Source organism: Bradyrhizobium sp. Leaf396, assembly GCF_001424605.1.
Lineage (GTDB): Bacteria > Pseudomonadota > Alphaproteobacteria > Rhizobiales > Xanthobacteraceae > Bradyrhizobium > Bradyrhizobium japonicum_C.
Genome location: NZ_LMQJ01000005.1, coordinates 96,197 through 119,359 on the forward strand (window position 1 = coordinate 96,197; position 23,163 = coordinate 119,359).

General features: G+C 64.3%; 22 protein-coding genes. 11 read left to right on the top strand and 11 right to left on the bottom strand.

Going from position 1 to position 23,163, the window contains the following annotated elements; genetic code table 11:
* Positions 1-22: 22 nt before the first annotated feature.
* Positions 23-1,072, bottom strand: coding sequence for a LysR family transcriptional regulator (locus tag ASG57_RS07120; protein ID WP_024340125.1), 1,050 nt, complete (start codon positions 1,070-1,072; stop codon positions 23-25).
* Positions 1,073-1,553: 481 nt separating this feature from the next.
* Between ASG57_RS07120 and ASG57_RS07125 the strand changes: the two genes are divergently transcribed.
* Positions 1,554-1,820, top strand: coding sequence for a hypothetical protein (locus ASG57_RS07125; RefSeq protein WP_024340124.1), 267 nt, complete (start codon positions 1,554-1,556; stop codon positions 1,818-1,820).
* A gap of 205 nt (positions 1,821-2,025) precedes the next feature.
* Positions 2,026-2,757, top strand: a complete 732-nt coding sequence (locus tag ASG57_RS07130; RefSeq protein ID WP_029674142.1) for a cytochrome c biogenesis CcdA family protein — start codon at positions 2,026-2,028, stop codon at positions 2,755-2,757.
* A 60-nt stretch (positions 2,758-2,817) separates the two neighbouring features.
* On the opposite strand, the gene ASG57_RS07135 is transcribed toward ASG57_RS07130, so the two are convergent.
* The 7 genes from ASG57_RS07135 to ASG57_RS07165 form a co-directional block, all read right to left on the bottom strand.
* Positions 2,818-3,873, bottom strand: coding sequence for an ABC transporter substrate-binding protein (locus ASG57_RS07135; RefSeq protein WP_024340122.1), 1,056 nt, complete (start codon positions 3,871-3,873; stop codon positions 2,818-2,820).
* Between the two features lie 4 nt (positions 3,874-3,877).
* Complete coding sequence (locus ASG57_RS07140; protein WP_024340121.1) at positions 3,878-4,210, bottom strand: hypothetical protein; 333 nt, start codon at positions 4,208-4,210, stop codon at positions 3,878-3,880.
* Positions 4,207-4,965, bottom strand: a complete 759-nt coding sequence (locus ASG57_RS07145; RefSeq protein ID WP_024340120.1) for an ABC transporter ATP-binding protein — start codon at positions 4,963-4,965, stop codon at positions 4,207-4,209. Before ASG57_RS07145 ends, ASG57_RS07140 begins: the two co-directional genes overlap by 4 nt.
* Complete coding sequence (locus ASG57_RS07150; protein ID WP_024340119.1) at positions 4,962-5,768, bottom strand: ABC transporter permease; 807 nt, start codon at positions 5,766-5,768, stop codon at positions 4,962-4,964. The genes ASG57_RS07145 and ASG57_RS07150 overlap by 4 nt, the downstream gene beginning before the upstream one ends.
* Complete coding sequence (locus ASG57_RS07155; protein ID WP_029674140.1) at positions 5,765-6,586, bottom strand: ABC transporter permease; 822 nt, start codon at positions 6,584-6,586, stop codon at positions 5,765-5,767. Before ASG57_RS07155 ends, ASG57_RS07150 begins: the two co-directional genes overlap by 4 nt.
* A 139-nt stretch (positions 6,587-6,725) precedes the next feature.
* Positions 6,726-7,547 (bottom strand): FadR/GntR family transcriptional regulator, encoded by an 822-nt coding sequence (locus ASG57_RS07160; RefSeq protein WP_024340117.1) that lies wholly within the window; start codon positions 7,545-7,547, stop codon positions 6,726-6,728.
* Positions 7,548-7,717: 170 nt separating this feature from the next.
* Complete coding sequence (locus tag ASG57_RS07165) at positions 7,718-9,175, bottom strand: sensor histidine kinase (protein ID WP_051160682.1); 1,458 nt, start codon at positions 9,173-9,175, stop codon at positions 7,718-7,720.
* A 365-nt stretch (positions 9,176-9,540) separates the two neighbouring features.
* On the opposite strand from ASG57_RS07165, the gene ASG57_RS07170 reads away from it, so the two are divergent.
* From ASG57_RS07170 to ASG57_RS07180, 3 genes are all read left to right on the top strand, one after another.
* Positions 9,541-10,539: a TRAP transporter substrate-binding protein gene (locus ASG57_RS07170; protein ID WP_024340115.1), complete on the top strand. Its 999-nt coding sequence runs from the start codon at positions 9,541-9,543 to the stop codon at positions 10,537-10,539.
* Positions 10,540-10,621: 82 nt separating this feature from the next.
* On the top strand, positions 10,622-11,137 hold the full coding sequence (locus ASG57_RS07175; protein WP_024340114.1) for a TRAP transporter small permease: 516 nt from the start codon (positions 10,622-10,624) through the stop codon (positions 11,135-11,137).
* Entirely contained in the window at positions 11,134-12,453 is a 1,320-nt protein-coding gene (locus tag ASG57_RS07180; protein ID WP_024340113.1) for a TRAP transporter large permease, read from the top strand. The genes ASG57_RS07175 and ASG57_RS07180 overlap by 4 nt, the downstream gene beginning before the upstream one ends.
* A 50-nt stretch (positions 12,454-12,503) precedes the next feature.
* Here ASG57_RS07180 and ASG57_RS07185 read toward each other — a convergent pair whose 3' ends face one another.
* Positions 12,504-13,778, bottom strand: coding sequence for a serine hydrolase domain-containing protein (locus ASG57_RS07185; RefSeq protein ID WP_057195972.1), 1,275 nt, complete (start codon positions 13,776-13,778; stop codon positions 12,504-12,506).
* A 160-nt stretch (positions 13,779-13,938) separates the two neighbouring features.
* On the opposite strand from ASG57_RS07185, the gene ASG57_RS07190 reads away from it, so the two are divergent.
* Complete coding sequence (locus ASG57_RS07190) at positions 13,939-14,856, top strand: intradiol ring-cleavage dioxygenase (RefSeq protein ID WP_024340111.1); 918 nt, start codon at positions 13,939-13,941, stop codon at positions 14,854-14,856.
* Positions 14,857-14,868: 12 nt separating this feature from the next.
* On the opposite strand, the gene ASG57_RS07195 is transcribed toward ASG57_RS07190, so the two are convergent.
* A complete protein-coding gene (locus tag ASG57_RS07195) occupies positions 14,869-16,605 on the bottom strand; it encodes a bifunctional protein-serine/threonine kinase/phosphatase (protein WP_035698272.1) in 1,737 nt (578 codons plus the stop codon).
* 60 nt (positions 16,606-16,665) lie between these two features.
* Entirely contained in the window at positions 16,666-17,505 is an 840-nt protein-coding gene (locus tag ASG57_RS07200; protein ID WP_024340109.1) for a formate/nitrite transporter family protein, read from the bottom strand.
* A 674-nt stretch (positions 17,506-18,179) separates the two neighbouring features.
* On the opposite strand from ASG57_RS07200, the gene ASG57_RS07205 reads away from it, so the two are divergent.
* From ASG57_RS07205 to ASG57_RS07225, 5 genes are all read left to right on the top strand, one after another.
* Positions 18,180-19,499 (top strand): CmpA/NrtA family ABC transporter substrate-binding protein, encoded by a 1,320-nt coding sequence (locus ASG57_RS07205; RefSeq protein ID WP_024340108.1) that lies wholly within the window; start codon positions 18,180-18,182, stop codon positions 19,497-19,499.
* A 61-nt stretch (positions 19,500-19,560) separates the two neighbouring features.
* Complete coding sequence (ntrB, locus tag ASG57_RS07210; protein WP_024340107.1) at positions 19,561-20,457, top strand: nitrate ABC transporter permease; 897 nt, start codon at positions 19,561-19,563, stop codon at positions 20,455-20,457.
* Positions 20,458-20,470: 13 nt separating this feature from the next.
* Complete coding sequence (locus ASG57_RS07215; RefSeq protein ID WP_024340106.1) at positions 20,471-21,265, top strand: ABC transporter ATP-binding protein; 795 nt, start codon at positions 20,471-20,473, stop codon at positions 21,263-21,265.
* A gap of 241 nt (positions 21,266-21,506) precedes the next feature.
* Positions 21,507-21,935, top strand: a complete 429-nt coding sequence (locus tag ASG57_RS07220; protein WP_024340105.1) for a globin family protein — start codon at positions 21,507-21,509, stop codon at positions 21,933-21,935.
* 10 nt (positions 21,936-21,945) lie between these two features.
* Complete coding sequence (locus ASG57_RS07225; RefSeq protein WP_024340104.1) at positions 21,946-23,163, top strand: NAD(P)/FAD-dependent oxidoreductase; 1,218 nt, start codon at positions 21,946-21,948, stop codon at positions 23,161-23,163.

Consider the following 23,163-nt stretch of genomic DNA (forward strand, 5'->3'; position numbering starts at 1 on the left):
GCCGCTGCTTTCATCTCTGCTTTCACCTTTGTTCTTCGGTTGAAAATCCCCCGAAGAGCTGGGTCAGGGGTTCGCCCATGTACGAGTCCTTGAATTCATGCGGGTGCACGAATTCTTCCTTAAACCACGGGAAGCGAGCCGGATTGAAAGCGTCGATCAGCCAGTCAATCATGTGCCGCACGCGCGGAATACGGCCGCTACCGGGGTGGTAGGACAGCCAGATATCCAGCGGTCGGTTCAGCTCGACCTCCAGTGGAATTAACTTCCCGCCAAGCGCGATGGCGTAGCTCGGGAATACGCCGATGCCGGCGCCATTCGCGACCGCCCAATAATTGGCGCTTGAGACGTTGGTCTTCATGACCAGAAGGTCACGTTCCGGAACGCCCGGGAAGAAGCTCTCGAAGGTTTCCTTGGCGGCGAGTTCGTCGGCGAATTGCAGCACCAGGCGATGCTTGATCAATTCCGCCGCCGACCGCGGCGCGCCATGCTTTGCGATGTATTTCTCAGAGGCCCAGAACATCAGATGCATGCGGCCGAGCCGCACCAGCTTGATGTCGAGCGCCGAAGGGCGCGACAGGTGGATCGCGACGTCGGCCTCGTGGCGCGAGACGTCGGCCGAACGCATCGCGCAATGCAGATCCACCAGGATCTTCGGATAGGCCTGCTGGAATTCGACGAGGCGCGGCGCCAGCCAGAACGTGCCGAGCCCCTCGGTGACGGCAACCCGGACCTCGCCCGACAAGGCGTTGGCCATCGAATCGCTGGCGCGCAGCACGTCGAAGGTGGCCGCCTCCATGCGCTCGACGGCGGAGACCACCAGGGCGCCCTCGTCGGTAAGATGGGTGCCGTGAACGTCGCGGGTAAAGAGGGTCGTGCCGGTCTGGCGTTCGAAACCGTCGATTCGCCGGCGCACGGCATTGATCGACAGCGACAAGCGTTCGGCCGCCGACCGGAAACTTCCGCATCGGACGACTTCAAGAAATATGCGGGCCGCATCCCAATCCGAGAGGCCGCTGAGATTTGTCTTTGGGCGTTCCGCTGGAGGAACGCCCCTTTCCGCTAAGGAGTGCATACAATTCCCTTCGGGTGGCTAAACTGGCAGAATCTGGCGCAAACCACAACCACGACGGGTTGGGGAACGACGAGTTTTGAACGTCATCCTTTACTACTCGTGGGCGGTATTAGAGTGTTGCCCAGGATGGGGATTGGACGGATTGTCCTCCGACTGAGGGGTTTGGCGTGAGTTCCGTTGCAGGCCGTGAAGTGGCTGCGGGATTGCCGGCGCTGTCCGCGGCGAGAATTCTCGCGCGAGCGCCGCTGTCATCTCCCTCAATGGATCGATCTCGCCGCATCAGGCGTTTGCTCCCGAACCACCCTGGTGATCGCCGACTGCGCTGCGCGGATACGGCGGGCAGAACAGCGGTTCCACGGCAGAAACACACCGGAATCAGGTTCGGGGGCGCAGGGGCTTCGTGCTATCTTGGCTCTGCCAGGGGAGCCGAAGGGAACGTCACGAACACGTCTCGCAGGCCGAATTAACGGAAAGAACGCCGGTGTCGCATTCAGACGAACAGTTGCAGTCGGTGCTGGAAACCCTTGAGGAGTGCCGCAGGGTTCTCAATGAGTGCAGCAGCCGCGAATCGGCGGAGATGTTGTCCATCGTCATCCTCGACGTGCGGATGAAACTGAAAGGAATCGACGGTGCCGATCTCAAGGCGCTGTGCGACGAGATGCTGCGGAGCGCTGCGAGCGAGCCGCCGACCCCTTCCAAGCAGACGCAGGACCAGCCCCGGCGTCCGCTGCTCCGCGTGGTGAAATAGCCGCGCCGCCGAATCTCGCTTTTTGGCGAGGTTTCTGCGCGTCCCGATGCCGCATCTGTGATCACGGAGGGCATCGGGAGGAGCCCTGGTTTTGTGCGCTTCTGTTGCGCATTCTCCGGCATCGGTTACACCAGAGCCGGTTCGGCTCCGGGCCGCGCGCGTTCCTTGCGCGCCGTACCGGGCCTGAGATGGCTCCGACTGCATCATGCAAAATGTTTCGATCCCGGCGGCGCTGATTGCCGGCCTCGTCAGCTTCCTCTCACCCTGCGTCCTGCCTCTGGTGCCGCCCTATCTGGTGTATCTCACGGGCGCCACGATCGAGCACGTCGAGAGCGACGAGCCAGCAGAGGCCTCCAAGCGCGCAATCCTGCTGTCGGCGCTGCTGTTCGTGCTCGGCTTCTCCACGGTGTTCGTGGCGCTCGGCGCCAGCGCCTCGTTGGTCGGCGGGCTGATCCGTGCATGGTCGGCGGAGCTGTCGATCCTCGCCGGCATCGTCATCATCATCATGGGACTGCATTTTCTCGGCCTGACGCGCATCGGCCTTTTGATGCGCGAGGGACGGCTGCCGATCCCCAGGCCGGTCGGCCTCTGGGGCGCCTATATCATGGGCCTCGCCTTCGCCTTCGGCTGGACGCCTTGCATCGGCCCGATCCTCGCCGCGATCCTCTCGATCGCGGCGGCGGAAGCCACGGTGGCGAAGGGCGCTGGCCTGCTGGCGGTCTATTCCGCGGGCCTGGGCATTCCCTTCCTGATCGCCGCCCTGATGATCGAGCAGTTCTCCGCGCTGTTCGCGCGCATGAAAGGCCACCTCGTCAATATCGAGCGCGCCATGGGCGTCTTGATGGTGATCACCGGCATCGGCTTTCTCACCGGCGCGGTCTCGAATGTGAGCATCTGGCTGCTGGAGACGTTTCCGGCGCTGCAGACGATCGGGTAGGGCGCGGTCCCGAGAGGAGCCGGCGCGCTGGTCGCGCCGGCACCTCCGCGTGCGGCCGACTCAGGGCTTGAACACGTAGCCCGGCGTGATCGCCGCCGCCTCCGGGATCGGCGGCAGATCGGCGAACAGCTCCGGGCGGTCCTTCATGACCTTGAGAATGTGCTTCGGCTCGATATGCGCGTTGACGTCGAAGGTCGATTTGAGGATGCCCAGCCGAGAGAGGCGGTCCTCAGCGCTCCACAGTGCGCGGTAGTTGTTCGCCGACAGCCGACGGTCCGCCTGCTGGATGTTGAACTGCATCGCAGTCTCGGCGACCTCCTGCTTGAGTCCGGGAATCCAGCGTGTGGCGACCTGCGCCGCCAGTTTCGGGTTCTTGCGCATCCATTGGTCGGCCTCGGAGACGGCGGCGAGGAATTTCTCGATGGTCTCGCCATTGGCCTGCACCCAGGGGCGGAGCGCGACGTTGAAGCCGATGTAGGAAATCACGTCGCCGCCCCGGATGATCTCGACCGCGCCCGGCACGTCCTTGCCCGCGACGATCGGCCACGGATCCCAGCCCGAGAACGCATCGATGCCCTTGGCGAGCAGGGCCACGGTCATGTCCGGCGGCGGGGTGTTGACCAATGTCACGTCATCTGGCTTCAGACCGGCCTTCTCGAGCGTCGCCAGGATGTAGAGATGGTTGATCGTGCCGAAGGAGGCCGCGATCTTCTTTCCCTTCAAGGTCGACAGGTCGCCCTTGACGATGCCCGAACCTTCGCGCGCGACGATCGCCATGGTCGCGTCGGAGCCGGCCTTGGTGGCATTGCCGCTGTAATTGCCGAGCGCGACGAGGTCCATGCCGCGCAGCACGGCGCCGATCATGGGCACGCCGACCTGCACGATCTCGCTCTCACCCGCCTGCAACGCGTTCAGCGCGTCGACGCCGGTGGCGTAGGGGCGCGCGATCGTGACATCGAGCCCGTACTTCTCGAAGAAGCCGCGCTCGAGTGCGATCGGCAGGCCGATCTGATCGATGCCGGTCACCATGCCGGCCTTGAGCTTCGTCAGCGTCTGGGCGCTTGCCGGCACGAGGCCGGCGAGAAGCGCTAGTCCAAGCAACACGAGTCTTTTCATATTGTCAGCCTCCCTCTTTTATCGGCCCCACTGCCGTCACCCAATAGGGCCGGGCCACGGCGTTGAGGTCCGTTCTTTTGACACCACGCAGTTCGATCGAATGCTCGTCCGTACCCGAGACGCGTCCGTATTGCTGGAACGCGAGCACGTGGAAGCGCTCCGGCGTGAACGGCAGCTCGATCTGCACGTTCACCTTCTCCGATGTGCCCTTGAGCTCGGGCGAGATCTTTGCCGGCGCCGCGATGGTCAGCCAGAGCTGAAACAGCGCCCAAGCCGCGATCGCGCCGAGCGCGATGCGCAGCTTGGGTGATCGCAAGGCTTCGGAGGCGATGCTCATGCCGCGCGCACCATCTGCAGCACGCGCGCCGAGAGCTGCTTGAACTGGTCGTCCTTGACGAGCTCGTCCCACACCCGCGGGCGCGGCAGGTCGACCGCGATCTGGTCGAGCACGCGTCCCTTCGACAGCACGACCACGCGGTTAGCGAGAAACACCGCTTCCGGCACGTCATGGGTGATGAAGATCACCGTCGGCTTGCGCTCCTGCCAGATGCGGGTCAGTTCCTCCTGGAGGGTCATGCGCGTCTGCGCATCGACGCTGGCGAACGGCTCGTCCATCAGCAGGACGTCGGGATTGTTTGCGAGTGCGCGCACCACGCCGACGCGTTGCTGCATGCCGCCGGAGAGCTCATTGGGATAGCGGTGCGCCGCGTGCGAGAGTCCGGCAAGCGCGAGATATTCGCGCGCAATGCGGTCGCGCTCGGCCTTCGGCACGCCGCGCATCTTCGGGCCGAAGCCGACATTGTCGAGCACCGTCTTCCAGGGAAACAGCGCGAACGACTGGAATACCACGCCGCGCTCAGGGCCGGGCCCGTGCACCGGCTTGCCGTCGAGCAGGATGTCGCCCTTCGAGTAGGGGATGAAGCCGGCGATCATGTTCAGGATCGTCGTCTTGCCGCAGCCGGAGGGACCGACCACCGAAATGAATTCGCCCGGCTCGACGTCGAGCGAGACATCGTGGACGGCAGTGACATGCGCGCCCGCATAGGGGTCGAAATAGGTCTTGCCGAGATTGCGCAGCGAAAGCGTCTTCATGATGTCACCAATCCCCAACGCTGGCCGGTCGCACGCTCGAGCGGGGCGAGGATCCAGGCATCCACGATGTACCAGAGCAATCCGAGAATGATCATGCCGAGGATGATCTCGACGGTCGAGCCGGCGCGGCGGGCGTCGAACATCATGAATCCGATGCCGGAGGTGCCGACGATCATCTCGACTGCGATCAGCGCGCGCCAGCCGTAACCGAGCCCGTTGCGCAGGCCCGTGATGATATTGGGCAGCGCGGCCGGCAGCGTCACCTCCCATAGCACGCGTGCCCGCGAGGCCCCGAGGCTCAAGGCGGCGCGCGAGAGGTCACGCGGCACGGAGCCGACGCCGAGCACGGTGTTGAGCACGACCGGGAACAGCACCGTGTAGACGATGACGAAGGTCATCGTCGTCAGCCCGAAGCCGAACCAGATCAACAGGATCGGCAGCCAGGCGATGTCGCCGATCGCCTGGAAGAACAGCAGCACCGGCCAGCAGATCCGATGTGCCCAGCGGCTGGTGCCGATCAGAATCCCCAGGGGAATACCGAGCGCCATGCCGACTGCGGCGCCGGTCGCGAGACGGATCAGGCTGTCCTGGAGGTAGTCGGGCAGGATCCCCTTGTAGGTGAGCGTGACGAACGCGCGCAAGACATCGGCCGGTCCCGGGAAGAACGCGCGCGGAAACAAGCCGGCCTCGCTCACCGCGGTCCACAGCGCAAGCACCGGGATGAATGGAATGATCGCGGCGAATCCCGGCCAGCGCCGGGTCAGGCGGGCATAGCCGGCCCAGATTTGCAGCATCAGATTCATGCGCGCCTCACCATGCCCCAGCGCTCGATGGTCGCGCGTTCCAGCGGGACCAGCAGCAGACGGTCGATCAGAAGCCAGAGCACGCCGATCACGATCATGCCGAACACGATCACCTCGGTGCGGTAGAAGTCGCGGGCGACGAACAGCATGTAGCCGAGCCCGACATTGGTCGCGATCATCTCGGCGGCGATCAGGCCGCGCCAGGCGAAGCCCAGGCCCGTCCGAATGCCGGTGACGATGTTGGGGAGCGCGCCCGGCACCAGCACTTCGGTCAGGAGCGTCCAGCGACCGGCGCCGAGCGAGGCGGCAGCATTGCGCAGCGAGTGCGGGATGGTCCTGACGCCGAGCAGAGTGTTGTAGGCGACGACGAAGAAGACGGCATTGAAGATCACGAAGACGATCGCGCCAAAACCGTAGCCGAACCACAGCGTCGCGATGGGGATCCAGGCGATGCCGGCGAGCACCGAAAAGAAGCGGAACAGCGGCGTCAGAAAGGCCGCCACCGTCGGGCTGACGCCCATGGCGATGCCGAGCGGCACGGCGGTGGCGATGCCGATCAATGTGCCGAGGCCGACGCGCAAGAGGCTGGCGGCGACATGGGCGAACAACGTGCCGTCGCGGATGGAATCCAGCGCGGCGGTGCCGACCGCTCCCACCGAGGGAAATACGCGCGGATTGACGTTGAACAGCGGGACGACGATGGCCCAGATCGCCACGAGCGCGATCAGCGGCGCGACGAACATCGCGGCTCCTGCCAGCGAACTGACGCTGCGGATCAGCCGCGACGATCGACCTTTCACACTGCCCGTCACCTGCATCTGACCTCCCGACGCTCAGCTATGCCTGTGCCGGCATTTCGCGCTGATCATTCCCGACATCGTAACCGCGTTTCCCGCAATCGCATATCTGCATCGGTTGCGCCCCTCGCGATCGCGGGCGGCGCGTCCGAGCCTTCTGTCACGCTCCATGGGCTTTTCTCTTACGTTTGACGCCCGACGTCCTGGTGACGCGCTGGTTCGGTCCGCCCGCTCTGCGGCTCGCCGCGGCGATGACCGTCTTCCGGTTCGACAGCTTCAATCGGGTGTAGCCGAGCAGGCGCTCCATCGCGGCGCGCGCCTTCTCGGGGTTGCCGCTTTCGATGGCCCGCGCCGCCGCGACGTGGTTCGGCAGATTGTCCCTGAACCAGCCGCCGGGGCTCACGACGGCGACGGTGAAGACGGTGCTCAGGATGGTGTCGATCGCGCCGCGGAAGCCCTGGAGGACGGGATTGTGGGTCGCGTCCAGGATGGCAAGATGGAAAGCCTTGTCCGCTGCGAGGGCGCTGGCCTGGTCCTTTGCAGTCTGCATCGCGGCCAGGGCCGTGTCGATCCGCCAACGGTCGTTCTTGGTCGCGCGTTCGGCGGCAAGAGCTGCGGCGGCGGGCTCGATGATCGAGCGCACCTCCTGGATCGCCAGCAGAAGATCGCGATCCGGCTCGTCCTGGCCGACGAGCCAGCTCAGAACGTCGCGGTCGAGCAGGCTCCATTCGTGACGCGGCAGCACCTGCGTGCCGTGGCGCGGCCGAACGCTGACGAGGCCTTTTGCGGCAAGCGTCTTGATTGCCTCGCGCACCACGCCGCGTCCGACGCCGAAACGGGTCTCGAGTTCAGGTTCTGGCGGCAGGGTCGTCCCGACGGGAATGAGATCCTGGGCGATCTCGCGGCCGAGCGTCGTCAGCACGGCGCGAATGCGGCCGGGCTTGATCAGCTTGTCGACGGGGCTCGGGCGCGCTCTTGCCACTCGTACGTTTCTCCCGTCCGGCCTGTCGCGGCCGGTTCATTATCTTTGGCTGCCACGCCCGGCAGCTGCACAATCATCCGATGTTTAACATCGGATGAATGGGGCAGGGCAAGCGCAATTGTCGCAGGGATGATCGTGCTGCGTTGCGATATGCGCCAGGAGGCCGCGGATCAGGGCGCCTCGTCCAGCGTGCAGATCACCGTGCAGACCACGCCCCGCGGCAGGAAGTCGACGGTTGCCTCGCCGCCGAGCTGATCGCGCGCGCTGCGCTCGATCAGGCGCGAGCCGAAGCCGCGCTGCACCGGCGCCGTCACTGGCGGCCCGCCGCTCTCGGTCCAGATCAGCCGCAGCCGCGGCTTCGGCGCATCAGCGATGATCTCCCAGTTCAGCGTCACCCGGCCCGTCTCGTTGGACAGCGCGCCGTATTTCGCGGCATTGGTGGCGATCTCGTGCACGATCATCGACAGCACCACGGCGAGCCGCGGCGACAGCGGGACAGGCGGTCCAGCCATGCGGATGCGGTCGGGATTGCTTAGCAGGAACGGCTGGAGCGCACGGGCGATCACGTCCCGAAGCTCGGAGCCCGCCCATTTCTCCTGACTCAGCAGGTTATGCGCTTCGGCCAGCGCGCCGAGCCGGCCCTCGAACTTGATCCGCTCGTCACGGCTGGCGCTGCGAAAGGTCTGCACCGCGATTGCCTGCATCAGGGCCAGCGTGTTCTTGACGCGATGATTGAGCTCCTCGATCAGGAGATTGTGCAGCATCTCGCCGCGCGCGATCGTTGCTGCCATCCGGACTGCAAAGGTGAGGCCGACCAGCAGCAGGATGCCGCCGATCAGGCTCGTGATCGCGACGTTGCGCCAGAGCGGGGCGATCAACGAGCTCTCGGCGATGCCGGCCACCACCGTCCAGCCGGTCAGCTGTGATTTGGTGAAAGCGGACGACAGAGGGACGCCGTCGAGCGATATTGTCGAAAGCGCAGCCTCCGGCGTGCGGGACATCGCATCGTAGAGCGCGCCGGAGGCCTGCTTGCCGAACGTGTCGACTGGATTGGGCGTCCGCGCAAACACGCGAGCCTTGGTGTCCAGCAGCGATACCGTCCATTGATCGTTTGGACGCTGCTGCTCGACCAGTCTTTGGAACAGCGCGATCGGCGGACTGAAGGACAATGCATAGGCGACCTCGCCATTGCGCAGCACGGGAACCTCTACTGTCACGATCGGCTGTTTCTTGGTAGAGCCGACGAACAGATCGGAATATTGCGGCGCCTTGCGTGCAAACACCCGCTCGACGATCTCTCGGTTGTTGCGCGCTGGCAAGTTCGCAGCTCCCGGAGTCACGGACGAGAAGAGCTGGTCGCCGGATCTGTCGGCCACCAGCAGCACGCTGTCGTCGCCATATTGCCCCGTGAACTCGGCAGCCAGGCGCCGAAAGGCGGCAAAATCGCCGCTCTGCAAAGAATTGCTGAGCGCGAGCACCTGCAAGCCGCCCGTCATGCGCTGCACCTCGGAGTCGAGCACAAGGCGCATGCTTCGTACGGTCTCCAGCACCCGCCGGGTCGCCTCGCTGCGATCCTGGCGATAGTTGGAGTAGGCAAGGCCGACGGCAAACACGATCAGCGGCAACATCGTTCCCGCGACCAAGAGAGCTAGCCGGGCGGGCAGTGTGAGTTTTGGCAACGCGGCGGTCCCGGTTCCAGCGCAGCGGCGCCGGATGATTTTGGCAGACCATACGGTCGCGCGCCGCGCTACGCCACGATTTTCGCGATTGCCTCGCAGTGCGCGGGGCGGAGGCCGCCCTTCGGAATGCCGCGCCGACGCGCAGGTGCAGTGCAGCAGGTCGTGACGGAGTAGTCCCGAGACGAAGAGCACGGCCAGCGCTGCGAAATGACTTCCGTCCCCCTGCGGATTTTCATACGCTTGCCTCTCGCAAGCCGCAGAGCGGCTGCACTCACGGCCCGGTGACAGGGCCGGAGCATCAAGGGAGGGGAACGATGAAGCGAAGGTCATTTCTCGCTGGTATCGGTGCGACCAGTGCGGCGGCGACGATCGGCATGCCGTCGATCCTCAGGGCACAAGGCGCGATCACGCTGAACGGCGCAGTCCAGTTCAACGACGACCACGCCTTCAACCGGGCGCTGATCCGGTTCGAGGAGCTGGTGAAGAAATACTACGGCAAGCCCGTCAACTTCACGCTGCACAAGAACTCCTCGCTCGGCCTCGAAAAGCAGTATTTCGAGTACATGTCGCAGGGCAAGGCGGTCGATTACGGCATCGTCTCGCCGGCACACATGTCGACCTTCGCGAAGGCGGCCCCGTTCATCGATGCGCCGTTCGTGTTCAAGGGCATCGAGCACATGAACAAGGTCGTTGAAGCCAACATTCTGGCGCCGATCGCCGACGAGGTTGCCGCCAAGGCCGAGGTCGTTCTGATCGGTTATGCTGGGGGCGGCATCCGCAACATCTTCGCCAACAAGCCGCTCAAGAACCTCGCAGATCTCAAGGGGCTCAAGGTCCGCGTGCAGGGCGCGCCGATCTGGTCGAAGACGTTCGCGGCCGTCGGCATGAGCCCGACTGTGATCGCCTATAACGAGATCTACAACGCGATCCAGAACGGTGTGATATCGGCCGGCGAGAACGAGGCGGCCGGCGTCGAGGCCATGAAGTTCTACGAAGTGGCGCCGCACCTCAACCTGACCCAGCACGCGGTATCGATCCGGCCGATCTGCTTCTCGGTGAAGACACTGAAGGCCTTGCCGAAGGATCTGCAGGACGCGATCATGAAGGCCGGCAAGGAGGCCGGCGACTACGGTCGTCAGCTTGAGTCGAGCGAAGAGGTCGTCAAGCTCGACGCGCTCGAGAAGGCCGGCAAGCTCAAGCGCGTTCCCTTCGAGGAGCGGGACGCCATGAAGAAGCTCGCCGATCCCGTGATGGCAACCTACGCGAAGGAGATCGGCGCGGAAGGCATTTTCGAGAAGATCAACGTCGTCTGAGGTCGTTGCATCCCGCGATCCTGGTCCGGGCAGGCCCCGCTTCCTGCCCGGACGTGGTGGATGAGTGCCGCACGGAGCCAGAATGTCCGAAATGCACGTCCCGTCCACACCGTCGCTGTGGCGTCGCCTCACGGCGGCCTATGCGAAATTGTTGGAATTCCTGCTGGCCGTCTGCGTCGGTGTCCTTGTTGTCCCGGTCACGTTGCAAATCATCTCGCGCTACACGCCGTTCATTCCGTCCTACATCTGGACGGAGGAAATGGCGCGCTTCCTGTTCATCTGGACGATCATGATCGGCGCCATGGTGGGTATCCGGGAGGCGCAGCACTTCGAGGTCGACGTGTGGCCCGACCTGTCGCGGCGATCGGAGGCCGCGGTGCGGATCATTGCGCGCGTCGGCGTGCTGGCGCTGGCCCTGGTGTTTGTGTGGGCCGGGATCGAATTCACGCGCTTTGCCTGGAACAGGACGTCGGAGCTCGCCGATCTGCCGCTCTGGCTGATCCACCTTGCCTGGCCGGTGGCCGGCGTGACGTGGATCGTGTTTGCGGGCGAACAGATGGTCGATGAACTGCGCGTTCTGTTTGGGGCTGGGCGATGAACGGGACCGTGCTCTCTGCCGGCCAGGCTGCGATGGTGCTGTTCGGCGTCTTCGTCGGCTTGCTCATCGTGCGCGTGCCGGTCGCTTTTGCGCTTGGCCTTGCCTGCGTGCCGATCCTGCTGATCGAGCCGCGCCTGTCGCTGATGATGCTCGCGCAGGAGACCTTCAATGCGTACAATTCCTTCATCCTGCTCGCGGTGCCGTTCTTCCTGCTGACGGCGAACCTGATGAGCATCGGCGGCATCACCGACCGGCTGGTGGCGCTGTCGCGCTCGATGGTCGGGCATTGGCCCGGATCGCTGGCACAGATCAACGTCGTTTTGTCGGTGTTCTTTGCAGGTATTTCGGGTTCCTCCACGGCCGATGCCGCGAGCCAGTCCAAGATCTTCATCGATGCGCAGACCAAGGAGGGCTACGATCTCTCCTTCTCCATCGCCATCACGGCGGCGTCCGCGGTTCTGGCGGTCGTCATTCCGCCTTCCATCCTGATGATCGTGTGGGGCGGGCTGATCTCGACCTCGATTGCAGCGATGTACCTGGCGGGTATCGTGCCGGGCCTGCTGATCGCGGGCGCGCAGATGGCGACTGTGCACGTCTATGCTGTGCGTCGCGGCTACCCGACCTATCCGAAGTCAGGCTGGGTCGAGATGCGATGCGCCATCTGGCGGTCGATACCGGCGTTGATGACGCCGTTCATCATCGTTGGCGGCATTCTGCTCGGCTGGTTCACCGCGACCGAGTCCGCCTGTGTCGCAGTGCTCTATTCCGTCGTGCTCTCGGCGTTCTTCTACCGCGAGACAGGCATACGCGAACTGTACAGGGCCTTGCTCGACACCGGGCGCCTTGCCGGCGTGGCGCTATTCTGTGTCGGCACCGCGAGCGCGTTCGGCTGGCTGCTCGCCTACTACAGGATTCCGCAGGAGCTGCTGGCCAACGTCTCGACATGGGGAATGGGCGCCGTTGCGGCCGGCTTCTTCATCGCCTTTTGCTTTCTGGTGGTTGGCTGTTTCCTGGACGCAATCCCGGCCATCATCATCGTCGGGACCGTGCTGGAGCCTCTGGCCAAGTCCGTCGATCTCCATCCGGTCCAGTTCGCGATCATTTCCATCATATCGCTGGCGTTCGGGCTGGTGACGCCGCCCTACGGCTTGTGCCTGATGATCGCCTGTTCGATCGCCGGCGTGCGGCTGCGCTACGCCCTGAAGGACACGGTGATCATGCTGATCCCGATGCTGCTCGTGCTGGCGGCCGTCATCGTCTGGCCGAGCGTGTCGCTGTTCCTGCCGCGTCTGATCGTGCCGGAGATGCTCAAATGAGCGTGTGAGCGTGCTCCCGCAGCAGACGGCCGCCGGATCGGATCCACCGCCTACAGATTGCTTTCGGTGATGGCCGCGTAGACCATGCTGCGCAGCTCGCGACGGATCGGATAGGCGCTCGACGGCAGCACCTGCGTCATGAAGATCGTGATCAGCTCCTCGGCCGGGTCGATCCAGAACGAGGTCGTAGCCGCGCCGCCCCAATTGTACTCGCCGGGGCTGCCGGCAATCAGCGTCTCGGCCGGGCGCATGGTCACGGCAAAGCCGAGGCCGAAGCCGATACCGTTATACGCCGCTTCCGAGAACAGCGAGCGCGAGACCTCGGGTAGGGAGCGTCCGCCTGGGATGTGGTTGCTCGTCATCAGCGCCAGCGTCTTCGGCCCGATCAGCCTGACGCCGCCGAGTTCGCCGCCGTTGAGCAGCGAGCGGCAGAAAGTAAGGTAGTCGGCGACTGTCGAGCACAGGCCGCCGCCGCCCGAGATGAAGGAGGGCGGGGACAGGAACGAGCTCGTGGTCGGATCGTCCTGCAGCGTCAGGCCCTCTCGCCGCTGGCCGGCATGGAAGGTCATGCCGCCGCCGGGGTCCGCCGAGTAGCAGGCGGCGAAGCGATGCGCCTTGGAGGCCGGAACGTGGAAATCGGTGTCGGTCATGCCGAGCGGATCGAGGATGCGTTGTTTGAGGAACTGCTCGAACGGCATCCCCGAGATCTTGCCGACGAGGTAGCCGAGCACGTCGGTCGAGACCGAGTAGTTCCAGGCCTCGCCCGGCGAGAACTCCAGCGGGATCTTGGCCAGGCTCTCGATCATGGTCTGCAGCGTGCCTGATTTCTCGACCTCGCCGATCTTTTCGGTGCGATAGGCGGCATCGACATTGGAGCGCTGCTGGAAGCCGTAGGTGAGGCCGGAGGTGTGGCGCAGCAGGTCGACGATCAGCATCGGCCGGGAGGGCGGCCGGGTCAGGAAGGCCGGGTAGGTGCCGGCGACGAACACGCCGAGATCCTTCCATTCCGGAATGTATTTGGCGACGGGCTCGTCGATCGCGACGAGACCTTCTTCCACCAGCATCATGAAGGCGACGCTGGTGAGCGGCTTGGTCATGGAATAGATGCGGTAGATCGTGTCGTCCTTCACCGGCACCTTGCGCTCGACGTCGGCAAAGCCCTGCACCGAGCTGTGAGCGACCTTTCCGCGGCGGTAGACCAGGAGCTGCGTGCCCGGGAAGCGGCCGGCATCGATGTACCGGCTCTTCAGATGCGCATCGACGCGGTCGAGGGCGGCCTTGGACATGCCGACGGATTCGGGCGAGGCAGGGGTGGGAGCGAGCATCAGTTCCTCCGGGGCGGTTTCTCGACGACGGTGATAGCCAAATGGCGCGCCCATTCCAAGCCGGTCGCGCTTAACGCGAGTAGGCCAGCTGGTATAGGCTGTACCTGGGAACGCAAGGAGCCCGCCCGGGCCGACGAGAAAAGCGCGAGGGAAATGCAGCATGACTCAGTTCAACGAGACCGAGCTCACGGAAGCCGTCGTCAGGAGCTTCGACCAGACGCCTGATAGGCGGGCAAAATTCCTGCTGCAGGAATTGGTGAAGTCGCTGCACGATTACGTGAGCAAGACCGGCCTCACCTTCGAAGAATGGGAATACGCGATCGATTTCCTGACCCGCACCGGGCAAAAATGCACGGACACCCGCCAGGAGTTCATCCTGCTGTCCGACGTGCTCGGCGTCTCCATGCTGGTCGACGCCGTCAATCACCGCGATCGCGACGGCGCCACCGAGACGACCGTGCTCGGCCCGTTCTATGTCGGCGAGCACAAGGTGACCGCCCATGGCACCGATATCTCGCCGAACAATCAGACCGGCGAGAAGATGTTCGTGCAGAGCCGCGTCACCGACCTCGAGGGCAAGCCGCTCGCGGGCGTTCCCGTCGACGTCTGGCACGCCGACGATGATGGCTTCTATGATTCCCAGAAGCCCAACTATGACGAGGTCGGCGCGTCCGCACGGGCGCGCTTCATTACGGACGATGACGGCCGCTTCTTCTTCCGCACGATACTGCCGTGCAGCTATCCGATCCCGACCGATGGTCCCGTCGGCGAGATGATCGTGCAGACCAAGCGCCACCCGATGCGTCCGGCGCATGTGCACTTCCTCGTCAACGCCAAGGGCCATGAACCGCTGATCACGCACGTCTTCATCGGTGGCGACAAATATCTGGATTCCGACGTCGTGTTCGGAGTCAAGAACGATCTCATCGCCAACGTCGAGCCGCGCAACGATCCCGAAATGCCCGATGGCACCAAGGCGAACGGGCAATGGCACCTGATGACCTACGAATTTCACCTCAAGCCGGGCGGCGGCATGGCGCCGAAGCCGCTGGGAACCAAGGCGATCGAGCCGGCGTGAGAGCTCGCGTTCCTAGCCTGAGTGCAGCAGCGCCAGCAGCACGATGACCGCGCAGGCGAGCGCCGCCGACGTCACCTTCCAGAACATCAACGGGTTGCGCTCCAACAGGGGCGTGATCCGCGTGTCGAGATAGGCTGGATTGGGCGTGCGAAGCTCGTGGACGAATTCGGACAGGTCCTCGTGCCGCTTGTAGGGATCGGGATGGAGCGCGCGTTTGAGCGCGCCATCGACCCAAGCCGGCACATTGCGGTCGTCGTCCGCCGGGCGATACTGGAGCCTGCGCACGTCCGCCTTGCGCCGGATCCTGGCAACCTGTGTGCCATAAGGCAGCTTTCCCGTCAGCATCTGGTAGCAGATCACGGCCAGCGAAAACATGTCGGAGCGCGGTGAGCCGCCCTGTCCCAGAAAATACTCCGGCGCGGTATACTGAACCGTTCCCAGGATTTCGTCGGCTTCCTCGCAAGGCGCGGCCTCCGCGACGCCGGCAACCCTGACCGAACCGAAGTCGATGATCTTGGCGGTGCCGGTCTTGTCGATCAGGATGTTGTCGGGCCTGAGGTCCTGGTGCAGCATCTCCATGCGGTGGAAGGCGCGCAGGCCCGCCGCGATCTGCTCGATGAGGCGGCGGACGGTTTCGAGATCGGGGCGCGGATTGTCGGTCATCCATTGCTTCAGGGTCTGCCCCTCGACGAATTCGGTCGCGACGTACAGGTAGCTGCGACGCTTCGATCGCGACAGCGGCTTCAATACGTTGGGACTGTCGATCCGGCGCGCGATCCATTCCTCCATCAAGAAGCGTTTGAGATAGAGGGCGTTGTCGCGCAGGTCGATCGACGGCAGCTTGAGCGCGACCGGCTCGTCGGTCTCCACATCGACGGCGAGATAGATGTGGCTGCGGCTGCTGCCGTGGATTTCCCTGACGATCCTGTAGCCATCGAAGATCGCCCGCGGCTCCGGCAGCGGAGGCAGCGGAAGCTGCGAGTTCTGGCTGAGAATATCCGCCGGCTCACGCTGGGGTACCGCATCGACGCGCAGGACCTGCACCGTGATGTTGTCGTCGCTGCCGCGCCGGTAGGCTTCCTCGACGATGGTCCTGGCCGCGGCGCCGAGATCGCCTGCATGTTCGTTGATCGCGCTCGTGACGAAGCGGGCATCGACGAACTCATACGCGCCGTCCGTTGCCAGCAGGAAGGTGTCGCCGGCCTGGACCTCGACGGTCTGATAGTCGATCTCGAGCTGCGGATTGATGCCGAGCGCGCGGCCGAGATAGGTCTGCTCCGACGACACGATGATGCGGTGATCGTCGGTCAGCTGCTCCAGCGCCTTGCCGGCGACGCGGTAGATGCGGCAGTCGCCGACATGGAAGATGTGTGCGGTGGTCGCCTTGATGACGATGGCGCTGAGGGTGCAGACATAGCCCTTGTCGCGGTCATAGGCGTATTGGCTCTTGCGCGTCTGCGCGTGCAGCCAGGAATTGGTCGCGTCGAGCACGCGGCGGGCGGAGGTCTTCACCGTCCATGACTCTGACGTGCAGTAATAGTCCATCAGGAAGCTCTTGACCGCCGACTCGCTGGCGATCTGGCTCACCGTGCTGGAGGAGATGCCGTCAGCGAGGACGGCCGCGATGCCCTTCAGGCTGAGCAGCGGCTCCTCCGGAATGAGGACGCCGTGAAAGTCCTGGTTGACGGGCTTGCGACCCTTGTCGGAGTGCTGGCCGACTGAAATCAGGAGTCCGCGGGTCATCGTCATCACCGGCAAGGAGGAGCCTCACCCTGCTCGGGCGAGGCTCCGCTGTCGAGACGGTTTTGATCAGGCCGCGACGCGCGGCCGAGTGGCCTTGCCGGCCTGGCGCTTCGGCAGGGTCATGACATGCGTCGCGTAGAGCGTCATGCCGGTGAAGGCGAGGCCGCCGACGAGGTTGCCGAGCACGGTCGGGATCTCGTTCCAGATCAGATAGTCCATGATCGAGAACTTCGCGCCGAGCAACAGGCCCGACGGGAACAAGAACATGTTCACGACGGAATGCTCGAACACCATGTAGAAGAACACCAGGATCGGCATCCACATCGCGATGACCTTGCCGGGCACGGAGGTCGAGATCATGGCGCCGACCACGCCCGTCGAGACCATCCAGTTGCAGAGCATGCCGCGCATGAACAGCGTTGCCATGCCTGCCACGCCGTGCGCGGCATAGCCGAGGGTCCGGCCCTCGCCGATATTGCCGATGGCCGCACCGACCTTGTCGGGTGCCTGCGTGAAGCCGAACGTCGTGACGAAGGCCATCATGAAGGCCACGGTGAAGGCGCCGGCGAAGTTGCCGACGAAGACGAGGCCCCAATTGCGCAGCACGCCGCCGAAGGTGACGCCCGGGCGCTTGTCGATCAGCGCGAGCGGCGAGAGCACGAACACGCCCGTGAGCAGATCGAAACCCAGCAGGTAGAGCATGACGAAGCCGACCGGAAAAAGCAGCGCGCCGATCAGCGGCTGGCCGGTATTGACGGTGATCGTGACGGCGAACCACGCCGCCAGCGCGAGGATGGCGCCGGCCATGTAGGCGCGGATGATGGTATCCCGGGTGGACATGAAGATCTTGGACTCGCCCGCATCCACCATCTTGGTGACGAATTCCGAAGGCGCGAGATACGACATCAATGGTTCCTTTTGCTTCGCAAGTAAGATCGGCACTCTCTTGGAGAGCGCAGCTGAACGTCGTCGGTCGTGCGGGCTCGCCTGCCGCGCACGAGGACCATGGAGAGTGAGGAAGCCTTCGGAATCGCGTCACGAGGACCAAAGCCGGGGAGCTGCGATGCAGCTCAGCTTCCGGATGCAGCCGCCAGAGGCTGCAACAATGCGGCAAGCCGCTGTCTTCGTTGACGTTCACGAGGTTGCAAATCGCGTGCCGGAGTTGCACGTCCCGATTACTTAGCAACTTCAATTGGATATCACCTTGTCGAGACTGTAGCTGCTGTCGCGACGGCCTCTCGATTAAGCGTTTGCATAAGGATTGTGCGCCGCACAAGTAATATGCAGATCGCAAATTTCGCGAGCGGACGCTTGGGTCGGCGGCTTCACTGCGTTTGGCCAGAGTGCTGATTTTCCGAGATTTTTCGCCGCGTCGCGCTTGGCATGAAGCTTGAATAGTTCCAACCCGACGCCATTGAAGCCGTCCCGCGAGATTTCTCATCCGATTGCTGACGCCACCAGACGGGGGTCCTCCCTGTCCGTGCGTTCGCATGCGCCGAACACGGCGCCAACGGAAGGACGGGCTGCTCGCGCGCACAGCCGCAAATCATTCCGCAAAGACGCAAAGGACGACATCGCCTATGACCAAGCGCACCCGCCGGCCCTCGGAAACCACTGGCCTCAGCCGCCGTCAATTGTTGAAGGCCACCGGCTCGACCGCCGCACTTCTCGCTGCTGCAAAGCTGAGCTTCCCTGCCGGCGCTTTCGCGCAGGACGCAGGCCCTGAGGTCAAGGGCGCCAAGCTCGGCTTCATCGCGCTCACGGACGCCACGCCGCTGTTCGTCGCCAAGGAAAAGGGCTTCTTCGCCAAGTATGGAATGCCCGATGTCGAGGTGCAGAAGCAGGCCTCCTGGGGCACCACGCGCGACAACCTCGTGCTGGGCTCGGAAGGCAATGGCATCGACGGCGCGCACATCCTCACCCCGATGCCGTATCTGATCTCGGCCGGCAAGGTGACGCAGAACAACCAGCCGACGCCGATGTACATTCTGGCGCGCCTCAACCTGAACGGTCAGTGCATTTCGGTCGCCAAGGAATACGCCGATCTCAAGATCGGTGTGGATACCGCGCCCTTCAGGCCGGCACTCGAGAAGAAGAAGTCGTCAGGCAAGGCGGTGAAGGCGGCGATGACCTTTCCTGGCGGCACACATGACCTTTGGATTCGCTATTGGCTCGCCGCTGGCGGCATTGATCCGGACAAGGATATCGAAACCATCGTGGTTCCGCCGGCACAGATGGTGGCCAATATGAAGGTTGGCACCATGGACTGCTTCTGCGTTTGCGAGCCCTGGAATCTGCAGCTGATCCATCAGAACATCGGCTACACCGCGATCACCACCGGTGAGCTCTGGGACAAGCATCCCGAAAAGTCGTTCGGCATGCGCGCGGCCTGGGTCGACAAATACCCGAAGGCAGCGAAGGCGCTGCTGATGGCGGTGATGGAGGCCCAGCAATGGGCCGAGAAGATGGAAAACCGCGAGGAAGCCGCGGTGATCTGCGCCAAGCGCCAGTGGATCAATTGCCCGGTCGATGACATCACCGACCGCATGAAGGGCAAGTTCGACTACGGCACAGGCCGCGTCGTCGACAATTCGCCGCAGCAGATGCGCTTCTGGAAGGACCATGCCTCCTATCCGTTCCAGAGCCATGATCTCTGGTTCATGACGGAGGACATCCGCTGGGGCAAGTACGACGCCGGCTTCGATAGCAAGGCGCTGATTGCCAAGGTCAACCGCGAGGACCTCTGGAAGGACGCGGCCAAGACCCTCGGCGTCGCGGCTGCCGACATTCCGACCTCCACCTCGCGCGGAAAGGAGACCTTCTTCGATGGCAAGGTGTTCGATCCGGAGAATCCCGCCGCCTATCTGAAGTCCCTCGCGATCAAGCGCGTCGAAGTCTGATGGAGCCAGCGGCCGCCCTCGCGCGGCCGCATCGTCCCTGCGCAGCCGGAGAGAGATAGCGATGAACATGACTGCCACGAAGATCGAGGTCGAGACCGCGACGCCCGCCGCAACCGCAGCGCCGGTCGTCGCGTTGATGCCCAAGCGTCCCCCGCGCACTGAAGCCTACGCGCGCATGGTACGGGAGACGGCCGTGCGGGTGATCCCCCCGCTTGTCGTCATCGCGCTTCTGACGCTGATATGGGAGCTGGTCTGCCGCCGCGCGGGCTCGGCGCTGCCGCCGCCGTCGAAGGTGTTCAAGGATACCAAGGAACTGATCCTCGACCCGTTCTTCGACAATGGAGGCATCGACAAGGGTCTGTTCTGGCATCTCTCCGCCAGCCTCCAGCGCGTCGCCTTCGGCTATTCGCTCTCGGCGATCGCCGGCATCGCGCTCGGCGTGCTGGTGGGACAGTCGGTCTGGGCGATGCGCGGGCTCGATCCGCTGTTCCAGGTGCTGCGCACGATTCCGCCGTTGGCCTGGCTGCCGCTCTCGCTCGCGGCGTTCCGCGACGGCCAACCCTCCGCGATCTTCGTCATCTTCATCACCTCGATCTGGCCGATCATCATCAACACCGCGGTCGGCATCCGCAACATCCCGCAGGACTATCGCAACGTCGCCGCGGTCGTGCAGCTCAATCCGCTCGAGTTCTTCGCAAAGATCATGATTCCGGCGGCGGCGCCCTACATCTTCACCGGCCTTCGCATCGGTATCGGCCTGTCCTGGCTCGCGATCGTCGCAGCGGAAATGCTGATCGGCGGCGTCGGCATCGGCTTCTTCATATGGGACGCCTGGAATTCCTCGCATATCAGCGAGATCATCCTGGCGCTGTTCTATGTCGGCATCATCGGCTTCGTGCTGGACCGCCTGATCGCGGGCCTCGGCAAGGTCGTCACCCGCGGCACCGCGCAGAACTGAGAGGAGAGGGCACATGACCGCCTATCTGAAGCTCGACCATATCGACAAGGTCTTCACCCGCGGTGCCGCCACCACGGAGGTGCTGAAGGACATCAACCTCACCATCGAGGAAGGCGAATACGTCTCGATCATCGGTCATTCCGGCTGCGGCAAGTCGACCCTGCTCAACATCATAGCAGGGCTGACCCGCGCCACCACCGGAGGCGTGCTGCTGGAGAATCGCGAGGTGAACTCACCGGGGCCCGATCGCGCCGTGGTGTTCCAGAACCACAGCCTGCTGCCCTGGCTGACCGTCTACGAGAATGTGAAGCTCGGCGTCGACAAGGTCTTCGCCAAGACCAAGTCCCGCGCCGAGCGCGACGCCTGGGTGATGCACAATCTCAGCCTCGTGCAGATGGCCCACGCCAGGGACAAGCGTCCTTCCGAGATCTCCGGCGGCATGAAGCAGCGCGTCGGTATCGCGCGGGCTCTGGCGATGGAGCCGAAGGTGCTGCTGCTGGACGAGCCGTTCGGCGCGCTCGACGCGCTGACCCGTGCCCACCTGCAGGACTCCGTGATGGCCCTGCATCAGAAGCTCGGCAACACCATCCTGATGATCACCCACGACGTGGACGAGGCGGTGCTGCTGTCCGACCGGATCGTGATGATGACGAACGGGCCCAGCGCGCGCATCGGCGAGGTGCTGGACGTGCCGCTGGCGCGGCCGCGCAAGCGGCTCGAGCTTGCGACCAACGCCGCCTATCTGAAATGCCGCCAGCGCGTACTCGAATTCCTCTACGAGCGGCATCGCTTCGTCGAGGCCGCGTAAAGCCGGCGCTATCGCGAGAGGCGTGCGCATCCCAACACGCCTCCCGGCTCGCGGGTGACCTGGTGCTTCCACCTGCGTCGCAGCCGGCAGGGTGCAGGCGCGCCAAGCCTCGCCCAGGACACTTGGCACGAAGGTCGCTTCTCCCCGTACGCGGGGAGGAATCTCTCTGATGACGTTTGACCCATGAACTTTTTCCGCAATGGCGCGGACGAAGGCAGACCGAAACAGACAGGAGAACATCATGACGCCCGAGCAAGTCACCCTCATCCAGCAGAGTTTCTCGAAGGTCGCGCCGATCTCGGAGCAGGCGGCGGTGCTGTTCTACGACCGGCTGTTCGAGGTGGCTCCGTCGGTGCGCGCGATGTTTCCTGAGGACATGACCGAGCAGCGCAAGAAGCTGATGGGCATGCTCGCAGCCGTGGTCGGCGGCCTGTCGAACCTGGAGTCGATTCTGCCAGCGGCTTCTGCGCTCGCCAAGCGCCACGTCGATTACGGCGCCAAGGCCGAGCACTACCCCGTTGTCGGTGCGACCCTGCTGTGGACCCTGGAGAAGGGCCTTGGCGAAGCCTGGACGCCCGAGCTCGCCAAAGCCTGGACCGACGCCTACGGCGTGCTGTCCGGCTACATGATTTCCGAGGCCTACGGCGCGCAAGCGCAGGCCGCCGAATAGGAGATGCTATGTGAGTGAGCCGCTGGTCATCGTCGGTAACGGTATGGCGGCCGCGCGTCTTGTCGACGAACTCGCCAAGACCGCCCTCGGCCGCTACGCGGTTGCCGTGATCGGCGAGGAGCCGCGGCTCGCTTACAACCGCGTGCTGCTCTCCTCCGTGCTGGCCGGCGAGACCGGCTCGCACGAGATCGAACTGCGTCCGGCGGAGTGGTGGCGAAATCGCGGTGTCACCGTGCGCTACGGCTATCGCGTTACCGAGGTCGATCTCGGTCGGCGCGAGCTTAAGATCGCGGGCGAGGAGAGCATGGAATATTCCAAGCTTGTGCTTGCCACCGGCTCGACGCCGCTGCGGCTCAACGTGCCGGGCGCCGATCTCGCCGGCGTGCACACTTTTCGCGATACGCGCGACGTCGACCTGCTGCTGACGCTGGCTGCGGCCAGGAAGCGCGTGGTCGTGGTTGGCGGCGGCCTGCTCGGGCTCGAAGCCGCCTATGGCCTTGCCAAGGCCGGCGCGCCCGTGACACTGCTGCATCTGATGGACCGGCTGATGGAGCGCCAGCTCGATGGACCCGCAGCCGACCTGCTCAAGACCCTGGTCGAGCGCAAGGGCATCCGCATCCTGCTCAATGCCTCCACCGCTGGCATCCACGGCGATGGTCGCGTCGAGGCGATCGAGCTCGCCGACGGCAGCCGCATCGAGGCCGACGCGGTGATCTTCGCTGCTGGGATCAAGCCAAATGTCGCGCTGGCGAAAGAGGCGGGGATCGCGGTCAATCGCGGCGTCGTCGTCAACGACGTGATGCGGACCTCCTCGTCCGATGTCTTCGCGCTCGGCGAATGCGCCGAGCATCGCGGCATCTGCTATGGCCTGGTCGAACCGGCCTATGAACAGGCGCGCGTGCTGGCGCGCCATCTGGCCGGCCGCCCCGCCGCCTATGAGGGCAGCGTGATCTCGACCAACCTCAAGGTCTCCGGCGTGAGCCTGTTCTCCGCCGGCGACTTCATGGGCGGGGAGGGCAGCGAAAGCCTCGTGCTGTCGGACCGCAGCCGCGGCACCTACAAGAAGCTGGTCATCGCGGACGGTCGGCTCACCGGCGCGGTGCTGATCGGCGATACCGCCGACGCGCTCTGGTATCTCGAACTGATACGTAATCGCGACAAGGTCGCGGCGATCCGCACCGGCATGATGTTCGGCCGCGCGCTGGCGTTGCCGTCGAAGGCGGCTTGA